We start from the raw sequence: 18491 nt of genomic DNA, 5'->3' as shown, positions 1-18491 counted from the left end.
TCCAAAATTGTTTGAATCTATTAATAAAATCCATGGAAGTTGCCCTTTTTATACCTTGTTACATTGACCAGTTCTATCCACACGTAGGAAAGGCTACTTTAGAATTATTGGAAAAATTGGGGTGTATTGTCACCTATCCAATGGATCAAACTTGTTGTGGGCAGCCAATGGCCAATTCAGGATTTGAGAGAGATACCGAAGGTACAACAAGGCAGTTTCTAGAGACCTTTAAGGGGTTTGATTACATCGTGGCTCCTTCTGGAAGTTGTGTGCTACATATCAAAGAACACCAACCCAAAATGGGGGATTTAAGTAAAGTCCAAAAGGAGGTTCAATCCAAAATTTTTGAATTAAGTGAGTTTCTCACTGATGTATTAAAAGTAGGCACCATCAAAGGATCTTTCCCTCACCGAATAGGTTTTCATTCCTCTTGCCATGGGCAAAGAGGATTAAGGTTAAGTTCCTCCTCTGAATTGAATGAAACTCCATTTAGCAAAGCAATGGACCTATTTGCAGGAATTGAAGATCTGGAAGTAGTCAATCTTACCAGAAAAGATGAATGCTGTGGTTTTGGCGGAACCTTTGCCGTCTCCGAAGAAGCATTGTCTGTTCAAATGGGAAAAGATAGGCTTTCGGATCATTTGGAACATCAAGTAGAAATCATTTGCGGAGGAGACACCTCTTGTTTGATGCATTTACAAGGAATCGCAGAAAGAAATCATAAACCTGTCAAGTTTATGCATTTGGCAGAAATTTTAAATCAAGCCATCTCATGAGCCATCCAAGTCAAGCCGCAAATTTCTTGAAGGACGAAAAAAGAGCCCATTGGCATGATGAAACTCTTTGGTTTGTCCGTGAGAAAAGAGATCTCGCAAGCAAAAATATCCCTGAATGGGAGGAGCTTAGAAACCTTGCATCCGGAATCAAAAACCATGTTTTGTCCAAATTAGATGTCTATTTGGAGGAACTTGAAGAAAAAGCAACTGCCAATGGTATTAAAGTTCATTGGGCTAAAGATGCAAAGGAACATAATGAGATTGTTTTGAGCATTTTGAAAGAAAAGAAATGCAAGGCAATCGTCAAAAGTAAATCCATATTGACTGAGGAATGCCACCTCAACCCCTATTTGGAAGAACATGGGGTAGAAGTGGTGGATACTGACCTTGGAGAACGGATTGTTCAGTTTTTAAAGCAACCTCCAAGCCATATTGTCCTCCCGGCCATTCACTTAAAAAAGGGGGATATCTCTGAAATTTTCCATGAGAAACTCCATACAGAGAAAGGAAATGAGGATCCTGTATATTTAACTCATGCAGCCAGACAGCATTTAAGAGACAAGTTTATGTCGGCTAAAGTGGCTGTCACTGGAGTGAATTTTGCCATTCCTGAAACTGGGGAGTTTGTAGTCTGTACCAATGAAGGAAATGCAGACATGGGAGTTCATTTAGCAGATGTGCATATTGCCTGTATGGGAATTGAAAAAATCATCCCAAGAAGAGCAGATTTAGGTATTTTCTTGAGATTATTAGCCAGATCTGCTACTGGACAATCAATCACCAATTATAATTCTCACTTTAGAAGTCCAGCTCCAGGCAAGGAAATCCATTTGATTTTAGTGGACAATGGAAGAACCAAACAACTGGCTCGGGAGAAATTTAAAAATTCATTAAAGTGCATTCGATGTGGAGCCTGTATGAATACATGTCCCATTTACAGAAGAAGTGGGGGGTATAGTTACGGCAGTACGGTACCTGGTCCTATTGGGTCTATACTTTCGCCGGGAATTGATGTAAAAAAATACAGTACATTACCTTTTGCCTCCACCTTATGTGGAAGCTGTTCGGATGTCTGCCCAGTGAAAATCAACATTCATGAGCAATTGTATGAATGGAGGCAAGAAATCACCAAAGCTCAGGGTTGGACCGCTAAAGGAATGTCTATGAAAATGGCCAATGGCATATTTAAAAGTCCTTTGGCTTACAAAATATCAGGAAAATTGCTTCGATCCACGTTGAAAACCCTTCCAAATTCAGTGATCTATAATCCTCTGAATGCCTGGGGAAAAAACCGGGATCTACCTGAAGTCCCCAAAGAATCATTTAAAGAATGGTATCAAAAAAACAGATCATGAGCAGTAAAGAATTGATACTATCCAGCATTAAAAAGCTTTCGCAAGAAGAGCAGCCACTACCTGCTGTCCCTTCATTTGATGCGGCAGAAAATATTTTAGAAACCTTTCAGCAATCTGTCAAAAACAATAAGGGAACTCTTATCTCCGAGTTGGAATTGGTGGATTTAGTAAATTCAGGAGCCTATCCAAAAGTCTATTCAGGCTCTAAATTAATTCCTGATTTAAAAACTTTTGAACTACCTGAAAAGGGTACAGATTTAAATGATTTGGACCTTGCCATTATTGATGGCCAATTGGGTGTTGCAGAAAATGCGGCAATATGGCTGGAAGATGAAAACCTAGGTTTAAGGGCAGTTCCCTTTATCACCCAGCACTTAGTCATCGTACTGGAAAAATCTAAATTAGTGGGAAACATGCATGAGGCCTACTCCCTCATTGGTTTGCATTATTCAGGTTTCGGAGTATTTATCGCCGGACCTTCCAAAACTGCTGATATAGAACAATCCCTTGTAATTGGTGCCCATGGTGCTAAAAGCCTAAAAGTCGTTTTGGTTTAGATTAGGGGTTTTCGACGATGGTTCGAAAAGTCAGGTTTATTCTGGCTTCAGACACCTTTTTGGTTGGAGGCAATCGATGAAGCCAATTGCTCTGTGTTTTATCCTTCATCACCAATAGACTGCCATGCTCCAACATCATTTCCACCTTTTGCTTGGTCTCTTTGTGTTTGAATGCAAATTTTCTTTCAGCTCCCAAGCTAAGGGAACCGATCGCTCCATTCCTTTTTAAATCTTTTTCTCCATCACTGTGCCATGCCATCCCTTCTGCTCCGTTATGGTAGAGGTTTAGCAAGCAGGAATTAAAAGTTTCTCCCGTCTTCTCCTCCACTTTATTTTTCAACTCCAATAATGCCTTAGTCCAAGGTAAAGCAGTCTTGGTACTATTTGAGTAGGTATATTCATAGGGATTTTCAGCATACCAGGCTACCTTTCTTTTTGTAATGATCTTTTTACCAAAGATGATAGCCTCATCATTCCTCCATTCAATCTCATTTAATAAGATCTGGAAATATTGATCAGCCTCCTTTTGATTGAATAACTTCCCATAATAATGTACCGTACCTCCTTCTGGAAGAAGATTCTTAGCTGGATCAAAATCTAAATCAAACAAACTCATTATTCTATCTATTGAACTTTACTCATTTCCATTTAGGCAAAATAAAACCCCTGAATTTAAAAAATCAGGGGTTTGTCAATTTTTAACTTCTAGAGTGAATCGCAATCCTATTCCCTTCAGAATCCCTAAACACTCCCATATATCCAATATCTGGAGCGATCATTCTCTTGGGTATCTGAACTTTTCCTCCCGCATCCTCTACCCTTCCTAATTCGATATCACAATCCTCTGATGAAAAATAAATTAATGGGCCAGCCAAATCGCTGATGGCATAAAACTCCTTATGGTATACCAAACTGCCACCTGCCCCTTTTTCCATATCCTCCCATGGAAACCAGGCCATTTGAAAATCTCCCATGACTTGCTTATTCAACTTACAATCAAAAACTTTTTCATAAAAAGCAATGGCTCTGTCCATGTCAGCAACAGGAATTTCAAACCAACCAACAGTTACATTTTTCATAGGAATTGGATTTAGAATTATGGATATATTAAACTCTTGTCAATTTAATGGGATAGGTTTTTCCAGCATTCCACTGGCATACATAGATATTTTCATCCTGATCAATGCACACATCATGGCAATGCTTGAAAATAGGTTGAGACTGAACCATCAACTGTAATTTACCATCCCGATATTCAGGAGCGGTACCTCCTGGATTTGAAACCACTTGATTCTCTTTATTGAGAATGGTCACAAAACCTGAATCTGGAGTTTGCTCCAAATACCTCAATCTTGACCAACATACACCAGCATAGAGGTTATCTCCATGAATTACAGGCCTGCAAACAAAAGCCCCCGGTAAGAATATAGTCTCTTGGTATTCTCCTTCTAAACTGAACCTCTTGAATGAATTATGTCCCCTTGAAGTACATAGAAGTGTAGGTGTTTTCCCGCCACGTTGGTCTACTGTAATCCCATGGGCAGTACTAAACTGAGAATCTCCAGAACCAGGACCTCCAAATTTTCTTTTAAAAACCCCATCCCTATCGTATTGAAGGAAATATTGAGAGCCATAGCCATCTGCAATGTACAAATCTCCATTGGGGCCTATGGTCGTTTCTGTAGGCACCCATGACATTTTTTCGGTATAAATCTCTTCTTTCACAGGAGAAACAATCTCACTGACGATGGTTCCATCTAACGTGGTTTTGACCACTCTGCCTCCATTATCACAAATCCATAAATATTCCGCATCTCCCTCATCCACTAAGGTCAACCCGTGTGCCCGATCCAAGCCTAAGGTCCAAGTTTTTAAAAGCTTGCCGGATTGATCATAAATGATCACATTATTTTTTGCTTCATCAGTTAACATGATCATTCTCCCTTTTCGGTCCATGACCATCTCGTGGCAATTCACTACAGGCACCTTAGAAGGGTCTAACATGCCCCATTTAGGATCTACTTTATATTGAAAATCACCGTGTCCGATAATTTCATCTGTATTGAACCCGAAAGAAAATGAAGGTGCAATACTCATGGCTAATCCCGCAAGGGAGGTTTGTTTGACAAAGTCTCTTCGACTTGTTTTCATAGTTTTAGGTTATTGTTTAATAATTTGAATCCGCATAAAGCCGAACATTCTTCGTAATTTACGAGAATCAATACATTAAACCCATATGAAAAAGCTGATTTACACTATTGCCTTGATATTTTTTGGTTTCCTACCGCTTTCATCAAGCTATTCTCAGGAAATAGCCCTTCAACTCTACTCCCTTAGAAATGAAATGAAGGAAGACCCTGTCAAATACCATCAATTAATATCTGAGTGGGGAATTGAAAACCTCGAAGGAGGTGGCAACTATGGAATGACAGACTTGGAATATGAGAAACTATTAGAGGACAATAATTTAAAGTTCGTTGGAGTTGGTGCCGACTATAACCAACTGACTCAATCATTAACACCTATTATCCAAGAAGCCAAACGGTTTGGAGCAAAGTATGTGACTTGCTACTGGATTCCGCATGCAGAAGGACCGATCTCCTTAGACGAAATAAAAGTGGCTACTGCACTTTTTAATCAGACTGGAAAAGAATTGAAAAAAGAAGGCTTAGTGTTTTTATACCACCCACATGGTTATGAGTTTGCTCCCAATCCGGAAGGAAATGGGGTAATCATGGATTACATGTTGAAAAACGCGAAAAATTTTGAATTCAACATAGATGTTTTTTGGGTTAAAATGGGTGGAGGAGACCCTCTGAAAATCATGAAAAAACACAAAGGAAAATTCCCCATGCTACATTTGAAAGACCGGTTAATCGGAACACCCGGATCCAATGATGGTCATGGAGACGTGGAAACGAATGTGGTACTAGGAACGGGAGACGTGGATATCGCTGGAATCATCAAAGAGGCTAAGAAGCAGGGCACCGAATACCTAACCATTGAGGATGAAAGTAGCAGGTCCGTGAGTCAGATCCCATTGAGTATTGCCTTTATTAAATCCCAATTAGAAAAATAAACTCATTGATTATCTAACCTATAAGTTTTTAAAAATGAGGATTGAAACAATCCATTAAAACCAAGGTTAAATTCCATCATAATTTATACATCAATTTTAAATTCAAAATCAATCTCATGAACAACAAATCCTATTGCTTGGCAATGATCTTATTTATTTGCCTTGCATTTACCACCCAATCTTTCGCCCAATTACAAGCTCCAGCACCAAGTCCTGCTGCCCATGTTTCCCAAGTCGTTGGTTTTACTAAAATCAGTATTGATTACTCTTCTCCTGCTGTGAAAGGCAGAAAAGTATTTGGGGACTTAGAAAAATTCGGGGTTACCTGGAGAGCTGGCGCCAATAATCCTACCATCATCGAGTTTAGCACTCCAGTAAGTGTGGCAGGAAAAAACCTGAACGCTGGAAAATACTCACTATTTATTACTCCCATGGAATCCGGAGAATGGACTGTTCATTTGAACCCAAAAGCAAATGCAGTGTTCGCCTACATGAAAGACGGCAAAATTGATGAAGCTGCAGTGGCTGCTGACGACGCCGTTGCTTTCAAGGTAAAAACCATGACTCCACCTATGCCTCATGAAAGAATGATGTTTATGATTTCTGCAGAGGACAATAAAGTGGCAAGCATTCACTTTGTTTGGGATCAAACCATGTTTGCATTCCCAGTAGATACCCAGGTAGACCAAAAGATAGAGGGTTTTAAAGGCGTATTTTAACCCTGCTTGATTCATGGACCTTTGAGGTTTTAAAAACCTTGAAGGTCTTTTCATTCTTTTAACTCCGAATATTGGGAATTGCATCCTTTTTGATACCTTTTTAAGTAATCCAACCTGTCAATTTTTACCCCGGTAATCGACCAACTTTTTCCAGAGGTTCATTTTCCCTTCAATGAAATTTTTAGGAAAAAACAAAAAAGACACCCCCTAGTACAGGATAGGATTTCTCATGGATTGGCTACCTAGCAATACAATTTCCCTTAAAACCTAAATAGCATCCAATTGACATTTTTAGCTTGTTTAAGCTCCGAATTCTGGCTAAACTTATATTGGACGAATACACAATAATGAGAAAAATTAATTCTTTTGCGCAAGTGCTGGCAACAGCAATTGGACTTTTAGCTTTTAGCTGTACCCCTGATCAAAAAATTGAAGTAAAAAAGGACAGTCACATCATGATGGTCGGAAATAATCTCGGCTCCAGAATGATGAATTTTGGCTATTTCGAAACAGAACTTTACGAAAGGTTCCCAGACAATCAACTCATCATTCGAAATATGTCCGACCCAGGGGATACCCCTGGGTTTAGACCCAGATCTGCCATCAATGACCCTTGGGCTTTCCCTGGAGCTGAAGATTTTCAAGAAGAATATGCCACGCCATCAGGAAGTATTGGCTTTTTTGAGAAACCTGATGAATGGCTGACCCGATTAAAAGCAGATGTGATCATTGGTTTTTTCGGTTTCAATGAAAGCTTCCAGGGAGAAGCAGGACTACAGAATTTTAAGGCGGAGCTAGACGCTTTTATCCGCCATACACTTGCACAAACCTACAACGACAGCACCGCTCCACAATTAGCTATTGTTTCCCCAATAGCATTCGAGGATTTATCGGATCAACTAGATGTACCCGATGGAAAAGCAGAGAACAAAAACATATTGCTTTATACCGAAGCCATGGAAGAAGTGGTAGCCAAGCATGAAAACGTACTATTCGTAGATGCTTTTGGTCCTAGCGAGAAATGGTACGCGTTGGAAAACGAACCCCTAACCATTGATGGCTCTCAATTGAATGACAAAGGGTACCGCATGTTTTCTGAGTTTTTGGCTGATGAAATTTTCGGCGGAACCCCAAAAGTCCCAGAGAATGAGGAGCTGATCCATGAAGCTGTCATGGAGAAAAACTGGATCTGGCATAATGATTATAAAATCCCAAATGGAGTACATGTCTTCGGTCGTAGATATGATCCATTCGGTCCTGACAACTACCCATTTGAATTGGAAAAAATCCGTCAAATGACGGCAATTCGGGATACGGCCATTTGGATGGCGACCAAAGGAGAAAAGAAAGATTTGGCTGCAGCGGATGCATTGACCCGATCACTTCCAGAGGTGAAAACAAATTACAATCCAGATGCCAATGGAGACTTGGAATACAAATATGGAGAAGATGCGTTAAAAACGATTTCAGTTCCTAAAGGATATAAAATCGAATTATTTGCCTCAGAAGATGAATTTCCTGAACTAGCCAATCCGGTTCAAATGTCTTTTGATAACAAGGGTAGACTCTGGGTAGCAGTCATGCCTAGTTACCCTCATTACAAGCCAGGCGACTCCAAACCAAATGACAAACTGCTGATATTTGAAGACACAGATAAAGATGGCAAAGCAGATGAGGTGAAAGTTTTTGCAGACGGATTATCCATTCCTGTAGGGTTTGAAATAGCGCCTGAAGGTGTTTATGTTTCTCAAGCACCAAATTTGGTTTTATTGAAAGATACCGACGGAGATGACAAAGCGGATGTAAAAGAAATCTTGCTGAGTGGATTTGATGATCACGACACTCACCATGCCATCTCTGCCTTTACCACCGACGAAAGTGGCGCGATTCATATGGCAGAAGGGGTGTTTCTACATACCAATGTGGAAACTTCCTATGGACCTGTAAGAGGTACAAATGGAGGGTTTTATCGGTATGAGCCCAAACGACATAAGTTGGAGCGTGTAAACCAAGTAAGTATTCCAAACCCTTGGGGAATTGCTTTTGATGAATGGGGACAGAACTTCTATGCAGAAACCTCAGGACCAAATGTCAACTGGATGCTTCCAGGTTCCGTGTATCCTCGCTATGGAAATGCCAATTTCAAAGGCCCAAATTTGATTGAGCAGAAACATATGGTTCGTCCTACTTCAGGCCTGGAATTTATCTATAGCCGACATTTCCCAGAAGAAATGCAAGGGGACTTGATCATCAATAATACCATTGGTTTCTTGGGTACCAAGCAACATAAAGTACATGAAGACACGGTAGGATTTACCACCAATTGGGCTCAGGATTTAATCAAATCTACGGATGGGAATTTTCGACCAGTAGATATGGAAATTGCGCCTGATGGTTCATTGTATGTGGTGGATTGGCACAATATCCTAATTGGGCATATGCAGCACAATGCAAGAGACCCATTCCGTGACCATGTCCATGGTAGAGTTTATAGAGTAACCTACCCTTCAAGACCTTTGGTAGAACCTGCAAAAATCGATGGCGCAAGCATTCCTGAATTGTTGGAAAATTTAAAACTGCCTGAATACAGAACTCGATACAGAACCAGAAGAGAATTGAGAGGTAGAAATGCAGATGAAGTATATGAAGCCGTAAGCAAGTGGCTTTCTGAACTGGATCCTTCTGATCCTAGATATGAACACCATAGACTAGAAGCACTTTGGGTAACCTGGGGAATTAATAAAATCAATCAAGACTTATTAAGGCAACTCTTACAGTCTGATGATTACCGGGTGAGAGCTGCCTCAGTGAGAGCTTTGAGGTATACTGGACATCAGGTGAAAGACCAACCGGAATTATTGATGGCCGCAGTCAAAGACCCGCATGGTAGAGTGAGAATGGAAGCCATCGCAGCTGCTTCTTGGTTACCTAAAGAAATTGGTGTTCCGATTTTAGCAGAGGCAGAAAAACAAGAAAAGGATAATACCTGGATTCCAAGAACCCTGGAAACTGCCATCGCCCATATCAATGGACTATCCGTATCTGAGAAAAAAGAAGAGGACATCAAATCATCTCTTACAGGATCCGACAGGGAATTATTTGTCTTGGGTAAAGAAATTTATGCGAGAGAAGGATTCTGTGAAACTTGCCACCAAGAAAACGGAAGAGGATTATCTGCATCCCAATTCCCTCCTTTGGCAGGAACTCCATGGGTTACTGGGAATGAGGAAAGATTAATCAAAATTGTCTTAAAAGGATTATTGGGTCCAATCACCGTACTGGGTAAAGATTATCCAGGACAGGTTCCTATGACTCCATTTGAAGGCATGTTAGATGATTCAGAAGTAGCGGCTGTTCTGACCTATGTAAGAAATTCCTTTGGGAACCAAGCTTCACCTATTTCACCTGAATTGGTCAAAAAGGTAAGGGAAGAGATCAAGGATATGGAAGGCTTCTATAAGCCGGCAGATTTGCTCAAAGAGCATCCTTTGGAAAAGTGAAGGGATATATGATTTCAGATATTTGATTTATGATTTATCAGTACATCATTGTGAGGTAAGGAACGAAGTGTCGCAATCTCGTTTCTGACCTCTGATCTGAGACTTTTGACTTCTAATCTCAAACCTTTCCAAAGTCTCGTAATTCGTATTTCGTAAATCGTACTTTATACCCTTAAACCCAAAAACATGAGTACTCTAAAACCAATCCTAACTGTTTTGCTGGCTTCAACACCGTTATTGGTTTCTGCTCAGGAAACAACCGTGAAGTTCCAGAAACAGGTAATCGCTTTCGAAAGCACAGAATCAGTGGGAGTATTTGATGTGAATAATGATGGGATTTTGGATTTGGTCTCCGGTAGTTTTTGGTACAAAGGCCCCGAGTTTATCGATCGATCTCTGATCGGACAGGTGAAACGCTATGGCGAATATTATGAAGATTTTTCCACCATCCCTATGGATGTCAATGAGGATGGGAAAATGGATTTTGTAACGGGAGGATGGTTTGAAGGAACATTGATCTGGAAAGAAAATCCAGGAGATGGGTCTGAGTGGCCCATTCATGAAATTGCAAAAACCGGTAATATAGAAACCACCAGGGGTTGGGATATCGACGGAGATGGGGTGTTGGAAATTTTCCCAAATACGCCTAGAAAACCACTCGCTTTTTTTAAGAAAACGGGTCCCGATCAGTTTGAAAAGTATCCTGTTTCGGACATGCATGGACATGGACTGGGCTTAGGTGATATCAATGGAGATGGAAGAAAAGATTTAGTGATTTCTGAAGGATGGTTGGAAGCTCCCAATGACTTGAAAAATGGAAAATGGACATTGCATGAAGACTTCAATTTAGGTGATGCCAGTATTCCTATGATCATTGTAGACGTCAATGGAGACGGGCTTAATGACATTATAGTAGGACAAGCCCATACATTTGGCTTGTTTTGGTTGGAGCAACAAAAAACAGGAAATACCCTCAATTTTGTCAAGCATCAAATCGACCCTTATCAATCCCAATACCACACCATGGAATGGGTGGACATAGATAATGATGGACAAAATGAACTAGTGACAGGAAAACGTCACCGGGCACATAATGGCAAAGACCCAGGAGGCAAGGATTATGTGGGATTATACTATTTCAAATGGAACGGGGAGTCTTTTAGCAAAAACATCATTAGCTATGGACCGGCAGGAGAAGGCAAAGGAAGTGGGTTGTATTTTTCAGTTGCTGACCTCAACAAAGACGGATGGAAGGATATTGCGGTGGCGGGAAAGGATGGATTGGTGATATTCCATAATTTGGGGAATGAAAAAAAGTGAATAGAACATTTAAACCCCTCTACTAATTCTAACTAACCTTTAATAACATCAGGAAACATTAAAAAGGCATCTTTTATCAGAGATGCTTTTTTATATACCTAGACCACAGGACACTTTTTTAATCGGAAGATTACATATTCGAACTTCTTAGCATTCTTAAGATGATCCGTATAAGCCTTTTTTCTATTATTTACCTGTTTTCTGTTCAGCTCTTTGGACAAACCACTTCTATTACAAAACCACGTGTATTAATCAGTACCGACATTGGTGGCACCGATCCAGATGACAATCAGAGTATGTCACATCTTCTGATGTACAACGATCTTTTTGATTTGGAAGGATTAGTATCCTCCCCTTCATATGGAAGTGGAAGTACTGCGGAGATTTTTAGGATGATCAATCTTTATGAACGAGACTTACCTCGTTTAAAAAAACATAAAGATGGGTTTGCTGAACCATCATTCTTAAGATCTATTACCAAGCAAGGAAGGAAGGGTGGAGCTCCTTTTAAAGGATACTCTACCTCCACTGAGGGTTCGAATTGGATAATAAAAGCAGCAAGAAAAAAAGACACCCGACCTCTTTGGGTCTTGGTTTGGGGAGGGTTGGATGATTTGGCGCAAGCACTTCATGATGCGCCTGAAATTCAAAAAAACATCCGAGTGTATTGGATTGGAGGACCTAATAAGAAATGGTCTGCCAATAGCTATGCCTATATCGCTGCCAATTTCCCTGACCTCTGGATGATTGAAGTCAATTCCAGTTACTATGGCTTTTTCTCTAACAACCAGACACCCGATGTCGTCAAAACCACTGACTACTACCAAAAGAGTATTCAGGGAGCAGGACATTTGGGAAAAGATTTTAAAGACTATTACAAGGGAGAAATTAAAATGGGAGACACTCCTTCTCTCCTTTATCTAATGAATGGAAACCCAAATGATCCAACAGGAGAAAGCTGGGGTGGAAATTTTGAAAAAATCAAAAGAAGCGCCCGTGTAGTTGTTGATAGAAACACTTCCCTTTCCGATACTGTAGCTTTTTGCACAGTTGTGGAATATCGCTTCCAAGGACCAAAAATCAATGTTCCAGCAGATTCATCTGTGTTCCAAATGGAAGTCCCCTATGGAGATAGCAAGCAAATCTGGCCAGGATACTATTTAGGTGAGGGCTTATATAGCCTTCGGTATGCTCCCAAACAAGCAGAGGTATTGAAATTTAAATTCACTTCAGAAATTCAAGGATTCCCAACTGGAGAAGGACAACTTGTAGTTACCAATCTTTGGCCAGGAAAACCTAATCCCCAAGATTATCTTTTGGGAGAAAATTGGTTTTCAGACTCTACTAAACCCAGCGATTTTGATGGAAGATTGCAAGGTGGAAAGACAATTTTTAAATGGAGAAATGAGGTGCTTTCCGATTGGGCGGAACGGTGGAGTTGGTTGAAATAAAATAGCAAGCGCAATTCTAGATGAATTGCACCTGCTACCTATTCAATCAAGGATTGGTAGAAAAAATCGAACCATTGGCAATTAAAGCACGACGGTTCATTTTCAGAATATCTCTTACCCATTCTGCAAAATCTTCCGGCTGAAGTACTTTATCCGGATTGCCATCGGTCAAACCAGCTTGAATACTCATATCCGAAGCAATGGTACTAGGAGTCAAGGTTATAACTCGAATATTTTGTTTTCTCCACTCGGCCATCATGGATTGAGAAAGTGAAATCACTGCCGCTTTTGAAGCAGCATAAGCAGACATATGTGCTCCGCCCTTCAGTCCGGCAGTAGAGGCAACATTGATAATATCACCCTCCCCTTTTTCTTTCAGGTATGGATATACGGCCATCGCTGTAAAATAAACCCCAAACAAATTTGTTTGGATCACCTGCTGCCAATCCTCTGAGGACATTTCTTCCAAAGTTCCAATTTTTCCAATCCCAGCATTGTTAATTAAAATATCCACTCCACCTAGCTCAGTTACCAAGGCATCGATTCCTTTCTTTACTTCAGTTTCACTGGAAACATCAAAAGCAGCAAAAGCAACTTTTACACCTAACCCCTTCAACTCATCAGCCACAGCTTTTAATTTTTCCTCATTTCTGCCTGTAATTCCAATATTCACACCTTCCTGAGCCATAAGCAAGGCCATGGCTTTACCAAGTCCACGGCTTCCACCGGTAATGATGGCTGTTTTATTTTTTAATGAAATCATAATTCTAAAATTTATACAAAAAGAAAATTCATAATAGATCTTTAAACCCCAAGTTTCCAAAGTCAGTTTCCATAGTTAAGTTTTTTTTTAAAGGCCCTAAAAATCCATTTAGGTAAACTGTGGCTAGTACTAGGACATAGCTTACTTCGGGATAGGCTTTTAATCAATCCTAAGCTCTAAACATACCCCTTACTTATTCTTTGTAATCAGTAAGGGTATTTTTTAAATTAGTGTCTTAACGGATTTCCATATGCCTAAAAACAATCAATGGAAAGAAGCTTTAAGCTTACTCAGTCAAATAATTTCTAAAACCGAATTGGTAGAAACTACCAAATGGGGTATGCCCGTATTTACCATCAATGATAAAAATGTAGTTGGTTATACTGGCTTTAAAACTCACTTTGGACTTTGGTTTTACAATGGTGTTTTTCTTTCAGATCCCTATCAGGTATTGATCAATGCCCAGGAGGGGAAAACGAAAGCCATGCGTCAATGGCGGTTTGAATCCATAGAAGAAATTGATGAACCTAAAATTCTGGAATACCTTCAGGAGGCAATTCAAAATGAAAAAGAGGGAAAGTCCTGGAAGCCTGAAAAAAGAACTAATCCAGAGATTCCATTACTCCTAATGCAGAAATTAGAAGAGAACCCAGATTTAAAAAGTGCCTTCTTAGAACTAACTCCCTATAAGCAAAAAGAACATATAGAATACATCGTTGGAGCAAAAAGAGAAGCCACAAAAATGAATCGTCTTGAAAAGATCATCCCTATGATTTTGGAAGGCAAAGGCTTAAGTGACAAATACAGGTAGACAGTACACGAACTTAGATATGAATTAAACATTTCAACCTAGAACATATGCTGTATTCGACCTGATTTAATCCTGATCAAGGTGAATCATCAAAAAAAAGACTTTTCTGGGATATGAATTATTATTTATCCGCTATTCTCCATACCGGTACTTTTTTTGACAATCGAGTCGGGAGGTTTGAAACCTTGGTTTATTTCTGAAGAATATTTGCAAAGAATAGCATATGATAAGGAAGTGCGTTTTCCCAATATTTCCAAGAATGTCCCCCATCCCTTTCACTGTAATCATGGGAGATTCCTTCGAAATCTAATCTCCTATGTAATTCCCTGTTTGCTTCAATTAAAAAATCATCCACCCCACATTCAATCATTAATCGGATATGATGCTTTTGATATTCCCTTATTTTATGGATGATGCTGACCTCTTGGTAGCGCTTAGGGAATTCCTCTTTACTTCCCAGAATACCAGCAAAAGCATCTTCAATATTTTTGGCAACTTCTTGGGGAAGCTTCCATTCTTTCATATCAGGATTGACTGCTCCACTCATACTTCCAGCAGCTATAAACAATTCTGGATGACTAGCCGAAATGTATAATGAGCCAAATCCCCCCATCGATAAACCAGTAATCGCTCTTCCTTCTTTTTTTGGAATAGTTCTGAAATTTGAATCTATGTAGCCTATAACATCCTTTGAAATATAACTTTCAAATTGACTAGTAGAATCCACTGGGCTATCCAGATAATAGCTAAATTCCTTTCCTTCTGGCATCACTATGATAAAACCATATTGGTCCGACATTCTTTGAATTAAAGACTTATCGGAAATCTGTTTTGTCCAGTCAGAAAATTTCCCATAGCCTCCATGTAATAAATAAACCGTCGGAAAAAGCTCATTTCCTTGTTCATAACTTGCTGGGGTAACCACCACAGCCTGGTATACAATATTTGTTTTAGAACTTGCTATTTGTACTGTATCTGTTTTGCTATAAGCATTAACAAAAAGAAATGCGAAAAGAAAAAGGAATAAGAAAGAATGCTTCATATCAAGTGGGGATTTAGGCAAAAAATAAGGTAAAACATTTATTGTAACAAAACGATATAATAGATTTTTCATCAAGAGGTAATTGTTTCGATGAAAAATCCTTGAATATTACCCTCTGCTATTTTTTGTTAAAAAAAGATTTCCAAGCAAATAAATTAGTCTCTCAAAAGAAGCAATAACTGGATTTGAGAATGCATTTCAAATAATCTTCTAGATTTGAATATAATTTCTAAATAACCCAACCCAGATGATTAATTGTAAAATCCAACCTATCAGACTTTGTATATTGATACTTGGAATTTTTACTTTTAATCAAGGCATTCTAGCTCAGAAAAGGCAACCAAATATCATCCTAATCATGGCCGATGACCTTGGTGTAGAAATCATCAATTCTTATGGAGGAACTTCCTACTCCACTCCCTTTATCGATGCCATGGCAGCCCAGGGAGCAAAATTCGAATATGCCTTTGCCCAGCCCCTTTGCACCCCATCAAGAGTTCAGCTCATGACTGGACAGTACAATATCAGAAACTATACTGTTTTTGGTCAACTAGACCGCAATCAGACCACTTTTGCCAATTTGCTGAAAGAAGCAGGATATAAAACTGCCATCGCAGGAAAATGGCAATTAGGGAAAGAGCAGGATTCTCCTCAACATTTTGGCTTTGATGAATCGTGTTTATGGCAGCATATGCTGGGAGCAACCAACAAAGACGGATTTGACACCCGGTACGCTAATCCAGTGTTGGAAATCAATGGAGTCCCCAAACACTTTACCGGAGGTCAATTTTCCACTGACATTACAAGTGACTTCCTGATTGACTTTATCGAAAAGAATCAGGATCAGCCATTTTTTGCCTATTACCCCATGATCATCACCCATTGTCCTTTTGTGCCAACACCAGATTCCAAAGATTGGGATCCGGCTAGTCCCGGCTCTCCAACTTATAAAGGCGATCCTCAATATTTTGGAGACATGGTTGCCTATATGGATAAAATCGTAGGTAAAATCATTGCCAAAGTAGATGAATTGGGATTGGGTGAAGACACTATTATCATTTTCACGGGTGACAATGGAACCGATGAGCCTGTTGTTTCCATGTATAGATGGAAAGAATATCCTGGCGGTAAAAAATACACCACTGAAAATGGGATTCATGTCCCTTTAGTTGTCAAATGGGACAATCATATCAAACCGGGAACCCTAAGTGATGACTTAATCGACTTTAGTGATTTCCTACCTACATTGATGGAAGTAGCCGGAGTCAAAACTCCAAAAAACCTTCCATTAGATGGCATCAGTTTCCTACCACAATTATTAGGTAAAAAAGGAAATTCACGAAATTGGGTGTATAGTTGGTATACTCGAAATGGAGATCTAGAGAGTTTAAAAGAATTTGCTTGGGACAAAGAATTTAAGCTGTATCGCACAGGTGAATTTTACAATATTCAAGAAGACTGGTTGGAAAAAAACCCTATCTCTTATGAAGAGCTAGACCGGAAAGGGAAAGAATCCTATAAGATCCTGCAATCCGCTTTAAAGAAATACGAGGGATTGAGATAATCACTTTTCAGGCAATTCTAAATTTATTTCACTTGAGCTTCTTCCAATAAATCTATTTGTCGTTGCAATACTCCTCTCAACTCTAATAGCACTTCCTGAAATTTAGACTTTTGAGCTAGGTTGTTTTTCTCCATGGGATCTTTTTCCAAATCATATAGCTCTTCATGCTCCATATCATCCTGATACCTAAAATATTTCCAATTTTTGGTTCGGATCCCTTCACTAGCCGCAATAATTTTCACTTTCCAGAGGTGCTCGACTACAAATTCTTTGCGGTCTTCGGCAGGATTTTCCCCATGCACATAGCCGGAAAGATTTTTCCCTTGCCACGCTTCAGGAATATCCGTTTCGGCAAAACCTAGAATTGTAGGCGCAATGTCAATGTTTAAAGTCATATCAGGAACAGTTCTATGCCCAGGGTTTCTAGGATCATAAATAATCATTGGAACCCGGATGGAATTATCATACATCAGCCATTTTCCTGCGAGTTGTCGTTCCCCTTGAAAATACCCATTATCACCCATCAAGATGATGATGGTATTATCCGCAATTCCCTTGTCCTCCAACACTTTCCTGATTTTCCCAATTTCTAGATCCACTTCAGAAATCATTCTGTAGTAGCCTTTCATACTATGTTGATATTTTTCCGGAGTATCATACCTCCAATACCAACGAGTACGATTTTCGCCAGTTTTCACATATTCTGGCTGTTCTTCAAAATATTTTTTACTACTGATTTGGGCTTTAGGAAACTTCTGTTTCTCGTATAATTCATCTACATCATCTGACCAGAAATATTGGTCCTTCGCAGGATCATGGGCATGAGGAGCACTGAAACTCAAGGAGAGCATAAAAGGCTTTTCCTTGGATGAATTCTTAATAAACTCCTGGGCTTGATGGGAGGTATACTTGGTCAAATGTACGGTATCTTCATTGATGGTTTTATAAAAATACCCACGTCGATCGTCAAACTTCCCGTTTCTATCATAGCTATCTGAAACATCAAATAATTGATCTAACTGAGAATAATTGACTCCAAATTTTCCAAAAAATCCTGTTTGATACCCATTTTTTCTCAAGATAGAAGGATAGGAGTTTTCCGCATAGGCTTCTTGAAGGGTTTGCCCAAAGGTATACCCGTGCGTGCGTTCATATAACCCTGTCAATACACTGGCTCTACTAGCTGCACAAATAGGAGTGGTAACAAATGCATTTTGAAAGTAAATACCCTCCCCTGCTAATCGATCCATTTCAGGTGTCTGGATAATCCCATTGCCTGAAAACCCTAATGCATCCCAGCGCTGATCATCTGTAAGAATGAAAATTATATTTGGCTTCTCCTCTTGTGCAAAAGAGGTATTGTGGAAGAAAAAACATAAACAAAAGATTGTTCCGAAAAAAAGTCGTGATTGTCCCATAGCATTAAAATAAATTAAAGAAATGAAAAAGCCTATCCTGCTCAATCCGTATCCGACAAGGAATAAACCAATACCTCTTCCAAAAGTTTAATCCCTCATACCTCCCAACATTCAGACTCCCTTGCTACAACCTTCT

The 18491-nt window shown here is 39.6% G+C and carries 16 protein-coding genes; 10 read left to right on the top strand and 6 right to left on the bottom strand.

Annotation, left to right across the window (positions count from 1 at the left end; translation table 11 throughout):
- Nucleotides 1-32 precede the first annotated feature (32 nt).
- The 3 genes from BUR11_RS17680 to BUR11_RS17670 are packed head-to-tail and all read left to right on the top strand — an operon-like array spanning nucleotide 33 to nucleotide 2688.
- The gene (locus tag BUR11_RS17680; protein WP_074226345.1) at nucleotides 33-776 is read left to right on the top strand and encodes a (Fe-S)-binding protein; all 744 of its coding nucleotides are present in this window, start codon (nucleotides 33-35) and stop codon (nucleotides 774-776) included.
- The gene (locus tag BUR11_RS17675) at nucleotides 773-2131 is read left to right on the top strand and encodes a lactate utilization protein B (protein ID WP_074226344.1); all 1359 of its coding nucleotides are present in this window, start codon (nucleotides 773-775) and stop codon (nucleotides 2129-2131) included. Before BUR11_RS17680 ends, BUR11_RS17675 begins: the two co-directional genes overlap by 4 nt.
- Entirely contained in the window at nucleotides 2128-2688 is a 561-nt protein-coding gene (locus BUR11_RS17670; protein ID WP_074226603.1) for a LutC/YkgG family protein, read from the top strand. Before BUR11_RS17675 ends, BUR11_RS17670 begins: the two co-directional genes overlap by 4 nt.
- Nucleotide 2689: 1 nt before the next feature.
- Here the strand turns inward: BUR11_RS17670 and BUR11_RS17665 are convergent, their stop codons facing one another.
- The 3 genes from BUR11_RS17665 to BUR11_RS17655 all read right to left on the bottom strand — a co-directional run bounded on the left by BUR11_RS17665 (nucleotide 2690) and on the right by BUR11_RS17655 (nucleotide 4839).
- Nucleotides 2690-3304, bottom strand: a complete 615-nt coding sequence (locus BUR11_RS17665; protein ID WP_074226343.1) for an alpha-ketoglutarate-dependent dioxygenase AlkB family protein — start codon at nucleotides 3302-3304, stop codon at nucleotides 2690-2692.
- 82 nt (nucleotides 3305-3386) lie between these two features.
- On the bottom strand, nucleotides 3387-3767 hold the full coding sequence (locus tag BUR11_RS17660; protein ID WP_074226342.1) for a VOC family protein: 381 nt from the start codon (nucleotides 3765-3767) through the stop codon (nucleotides 3387-3389).
- A gap of 28 nt (nucleotides 3768-3795) precedes the next feature.
- Nucleotides 3796-4839, bottom strand: a complete 1044-nt coding sequence (locus BUR11_RS17655; RefSeq protein WP_074226341.1) for a twin-arginine translocation signal domain-containing protein — start codon at nucleotides 4837-4839, stop codon at nucleotides 3796-3798.
- An 85-nt stretch (nucleotides 4840-4924) separates the two neighbouring features.
- Between BUR11_RS17655 and BUR11_RS17650 the strand changes: the two genes are divergently transcribed.
- The 5 genes from BUR11_RS17650 to BUR11_RS17630 all read left to right on the top strand — a co-directional run bounded on the left by BUR11_RS17650 (nucleotide 4925) and on the right by BUR11_RS17630 (nucleotide 12757).
- Entirely contained in the window at nucleotides 4925-5767 is an 843-nt protein-coding gene (locus BUR11_RS17650; protein ID WP_074226340.1) for a sugar phosphate isomerase/epimerase family protein, read from the top strand.
- Nucleotides 5768-5883: 116 nt separating this feature from the next.
- Nucleotides 5884-6486, top strand: a complete 603-nt coding sequence (locus tag BUR11_RS17645) for a DUF2911 domain-containing protein (RefSeq protein ID WP_074226602.1) — start codon at nucleotides 5884-5886, stop codon at nucleotides 6484-6486.
- A gap of 347 nt (nucleotides 6487-6833) precedes the next feature.
- The gene (locus BUR11_RS17640) at nucleotides 6834-9986 is read left to right on the top strand and encodes a PVC-type heme-binding CxxCH protein (protein ID WP_074226339.1); all 3153 of its coding nucleotides are present in this window, start codon (nucleotides 6834-6836) and stop codon (nucleotides 9984-9986) included.
- A gap of 186 nt (nucleotides 9987-10172) precedes the next feature.
- Complete coding sequence (locus BUR11_RS17635; protein WP_074226338.1) at nucleotides 10173-11306, top strand: FG-GAP repeat domain-containing protein; 1134 nt, start codon at nucleotides 10173-10175, stop codon at nucleotides 11304-11306.
- A gap of 161 nt (nucleotides 11307-11467) precedes the next feature.
- The gene (locus BUR11_RS17630) at nucleotides 11468-12757 is read left to right on the top strand and encodes a nucleoside hydrolase-like domain-containing protein (RefSeq protein WP_074226337.1); all 1290 of its coding nucleotides are present in this window, start codon (nucleotides 11468-11470) and stop codon (nucleotides 12755-12757) included.
- A 46-nt stretch (nucleotides 12758-12803) separates the two neighbouring features.
- Here the strand turns inward: BUR11_RS17630 and BUR11_RS17625 are convergent, their stop codons facing one another.
- Nucleotides 12804-13520: a 3-ketoacyl-ACP reductase gene (locus tag BUR11_RS17625; RefSeq protein WP_074226336.1), complete on the bottom strand. Its 717-nt coding sequence runs from the start codon at nucleotides 13518-13520 to the stop codon at nucleotides 12804-12806.
- 250 nt (nucleotides 13521-13770) lie between these two features.
- Here BUR11_RS17625 and BUR11_RS17620 point away from each other — a divergent pair, with 250 nt between their 5' ends.
- A complete protein-coding gene (locus tag BUR11_RS17620) occupies nucleotides 13771-14331 on the top strand; it encodes a YdeI/OmpD-associated family protein (RefSeq protein WP_074226335.1) in 561 nt (186 codons plus the stop codon).
- A 190-nt stretch (nucleotides 14332-14521) separates the two neighbouring features.
- Here the strand turns inward: BUR11_RS17620 and BUR11_RS17615 are convergent, their stop codons facing one another.
- On the bottom strand, nucleotides 14522-15373 hold the full coding sequence (locus BUR11_RS17615; RefSeq protein ID WP_074226601.1) for an alpha/beta hydrolase: 852 nt from the start codon (nucleotides 15371-15373) through the stop codon (nucleotides 14522-14524).
- A 247-nt stretch (nucleotides 15374-15620) separates the two neighbouring features.
- Between BUR11_RS17615 and BUR11_RS17610 the strand changes: the two genes are divergently transcribed.
- Nucleotides 15621-16937, top strand: a complete 1317-nt coding sequence (locus tag BUR11_RS17610; protein WP_074226334.1) for a sulfatase-like hydrolase/transferase — start codon at nucleotides 15621-15623, stop codon at nucleotides 16935-16937.
- Nucleotides 16938-16960: 23 nt separating this feature from the next.
- On the opposite strand, the gene BUR11_RS17605 is transcribed toward BUR11_RS17610, so the two are convergent.
- Nucleotides 16961-18355, bottom strand: a complete 1395-nt coding sequence (locus BUR11_RS17605; protein WP_074226333.1) for a sulfatase family protein — start codon at nucleotides 18353-18355, stop codon at nucleotides 16961-16963.
- Nucleotides 18356-18491: the final 136 nt, after the last annotated feature.

Source organism: Algoriphagus halophilus (assembly GCF_900129785.1).
In the GTDB taxonomy this organism is placed as follows: domain Bacteria; phylum Bacteroidota; class Bacteroidia; order Cytophagales; family Cyclobacteriaceae; genus Algoriphagus; species Algoriphagus halophilus.
The sequence above is the reverse complement of the archived record's forward strand: the minus strand, read 5'-3'. Positions and strand labels throughout refer to the sequence as shown.

Coding starts and splice junctions, on each gene's coding strand:
- BUR11_RS17680 (WP_074226345.1), top strand. CDS start 33: ATGGAAGTTGCCCTTTTTATACCTTGTTACATTGACCAGTTCTATCCA.
- BUR11_RS17675 (WP_074226344.1), top strand. CDS start 773: ATGAGCCATCCAAGTCAAGCCGCAAATTTCTTGAAGGACGAAAAAAGA.
- BUR11_RS17670 (WP_074226603.1), top strand. CDS start 2,128: ATGAGCAGTAAAGAATTGATACTATCCAGCATTAAAAAGCTTTCGCAA.
- BUR11_RS17665 (WP_074226343.1), bottom strand. CDS start 3,304: ATGAGTTTGTTTGATTTAGATTTTGATCCAGCTAAGAATCTTCTTCCA.
- BUR11_RS17660 (WP_074226342.1), bottom strand. CDS start 3,767: ATGAAAAATGTAACTGTTGGTTGGTTTGAAATTCCTGTTGCTGACATG.
- BUR11_RS17655 (WP_074226341.1), bottom strand. CDS start 4,839: ATGAAAACAAGTCGAAGAGACTTTGTCAAACAAACCTCCCTTGCGGGA.
- BUR11_RS17650 (WP_074226340.1), top strand. CDS start 4,925: ATGAAAAAGCTGATTTACACTATTGCCTTGATATTTTTTGGTTTCCTA.
- BUR11_RS17645 (WP_074226602.1), top strand. CDS start 5,884: ATGAACAACAAATCCTATTGCTTGGCAATGATCTTATTTATTTGCCTT.
- BUR11_RS17640 (WP_074226339.1), top strand. CDS start 6,834: ATGAGAAAAATTAATTCTTTTGCGCAAGTGCTGGCAACAGCAATTGGA.
- BUR11_RS17635 (WP_074226338.1), top strand. CDS start 10,173: ATGAGTACTCTAAAACCAATCCTAACTGTTTTGCTGGCTTCAACACCG.
- BUR11_RS17630 (WP_074226337.1), top strand. CDS start 11,468: ATGATCCGTATAAGCCTTTTTTCTATTATTTACCTGTTTTCTGTTCAG.
- BUR11_RS17625 (WP_074226336.1), bottom strand. CDS start 13,520: ATGATTTCATTAAAAAATAAAACAGCCATCATTACCGGTGGAAGCCGT.
- BUR11_RS17620 (WP_074226335.1), top strand. CDS start 13,771: ATGCCTAAAAACAATCAATGGAAAGAAGCTTTAAGCTTACTCAGTCAA.
- BUR11_RS17615 (WP_074226601.1), bottom strand. CDS start 15,373: ATGAAGCATTCTTTCTTATTCCTTTTTCTTTTCGCATTTCTTTTTGTT.
- BUR11_RS17610 (WP_074226334.1), top strand. CDS start 15,621: ATGATTAATTGTAAAATCCAACCTATCAGACTTTGTATATTGATACTT.
- BUR11_RS17605 (WP_074226333.1), bottom strand. CDS start 18,355: ATGGGACAATCACGACTTTTTTTCGGAACAATCTTTTGTTTATGTTTT.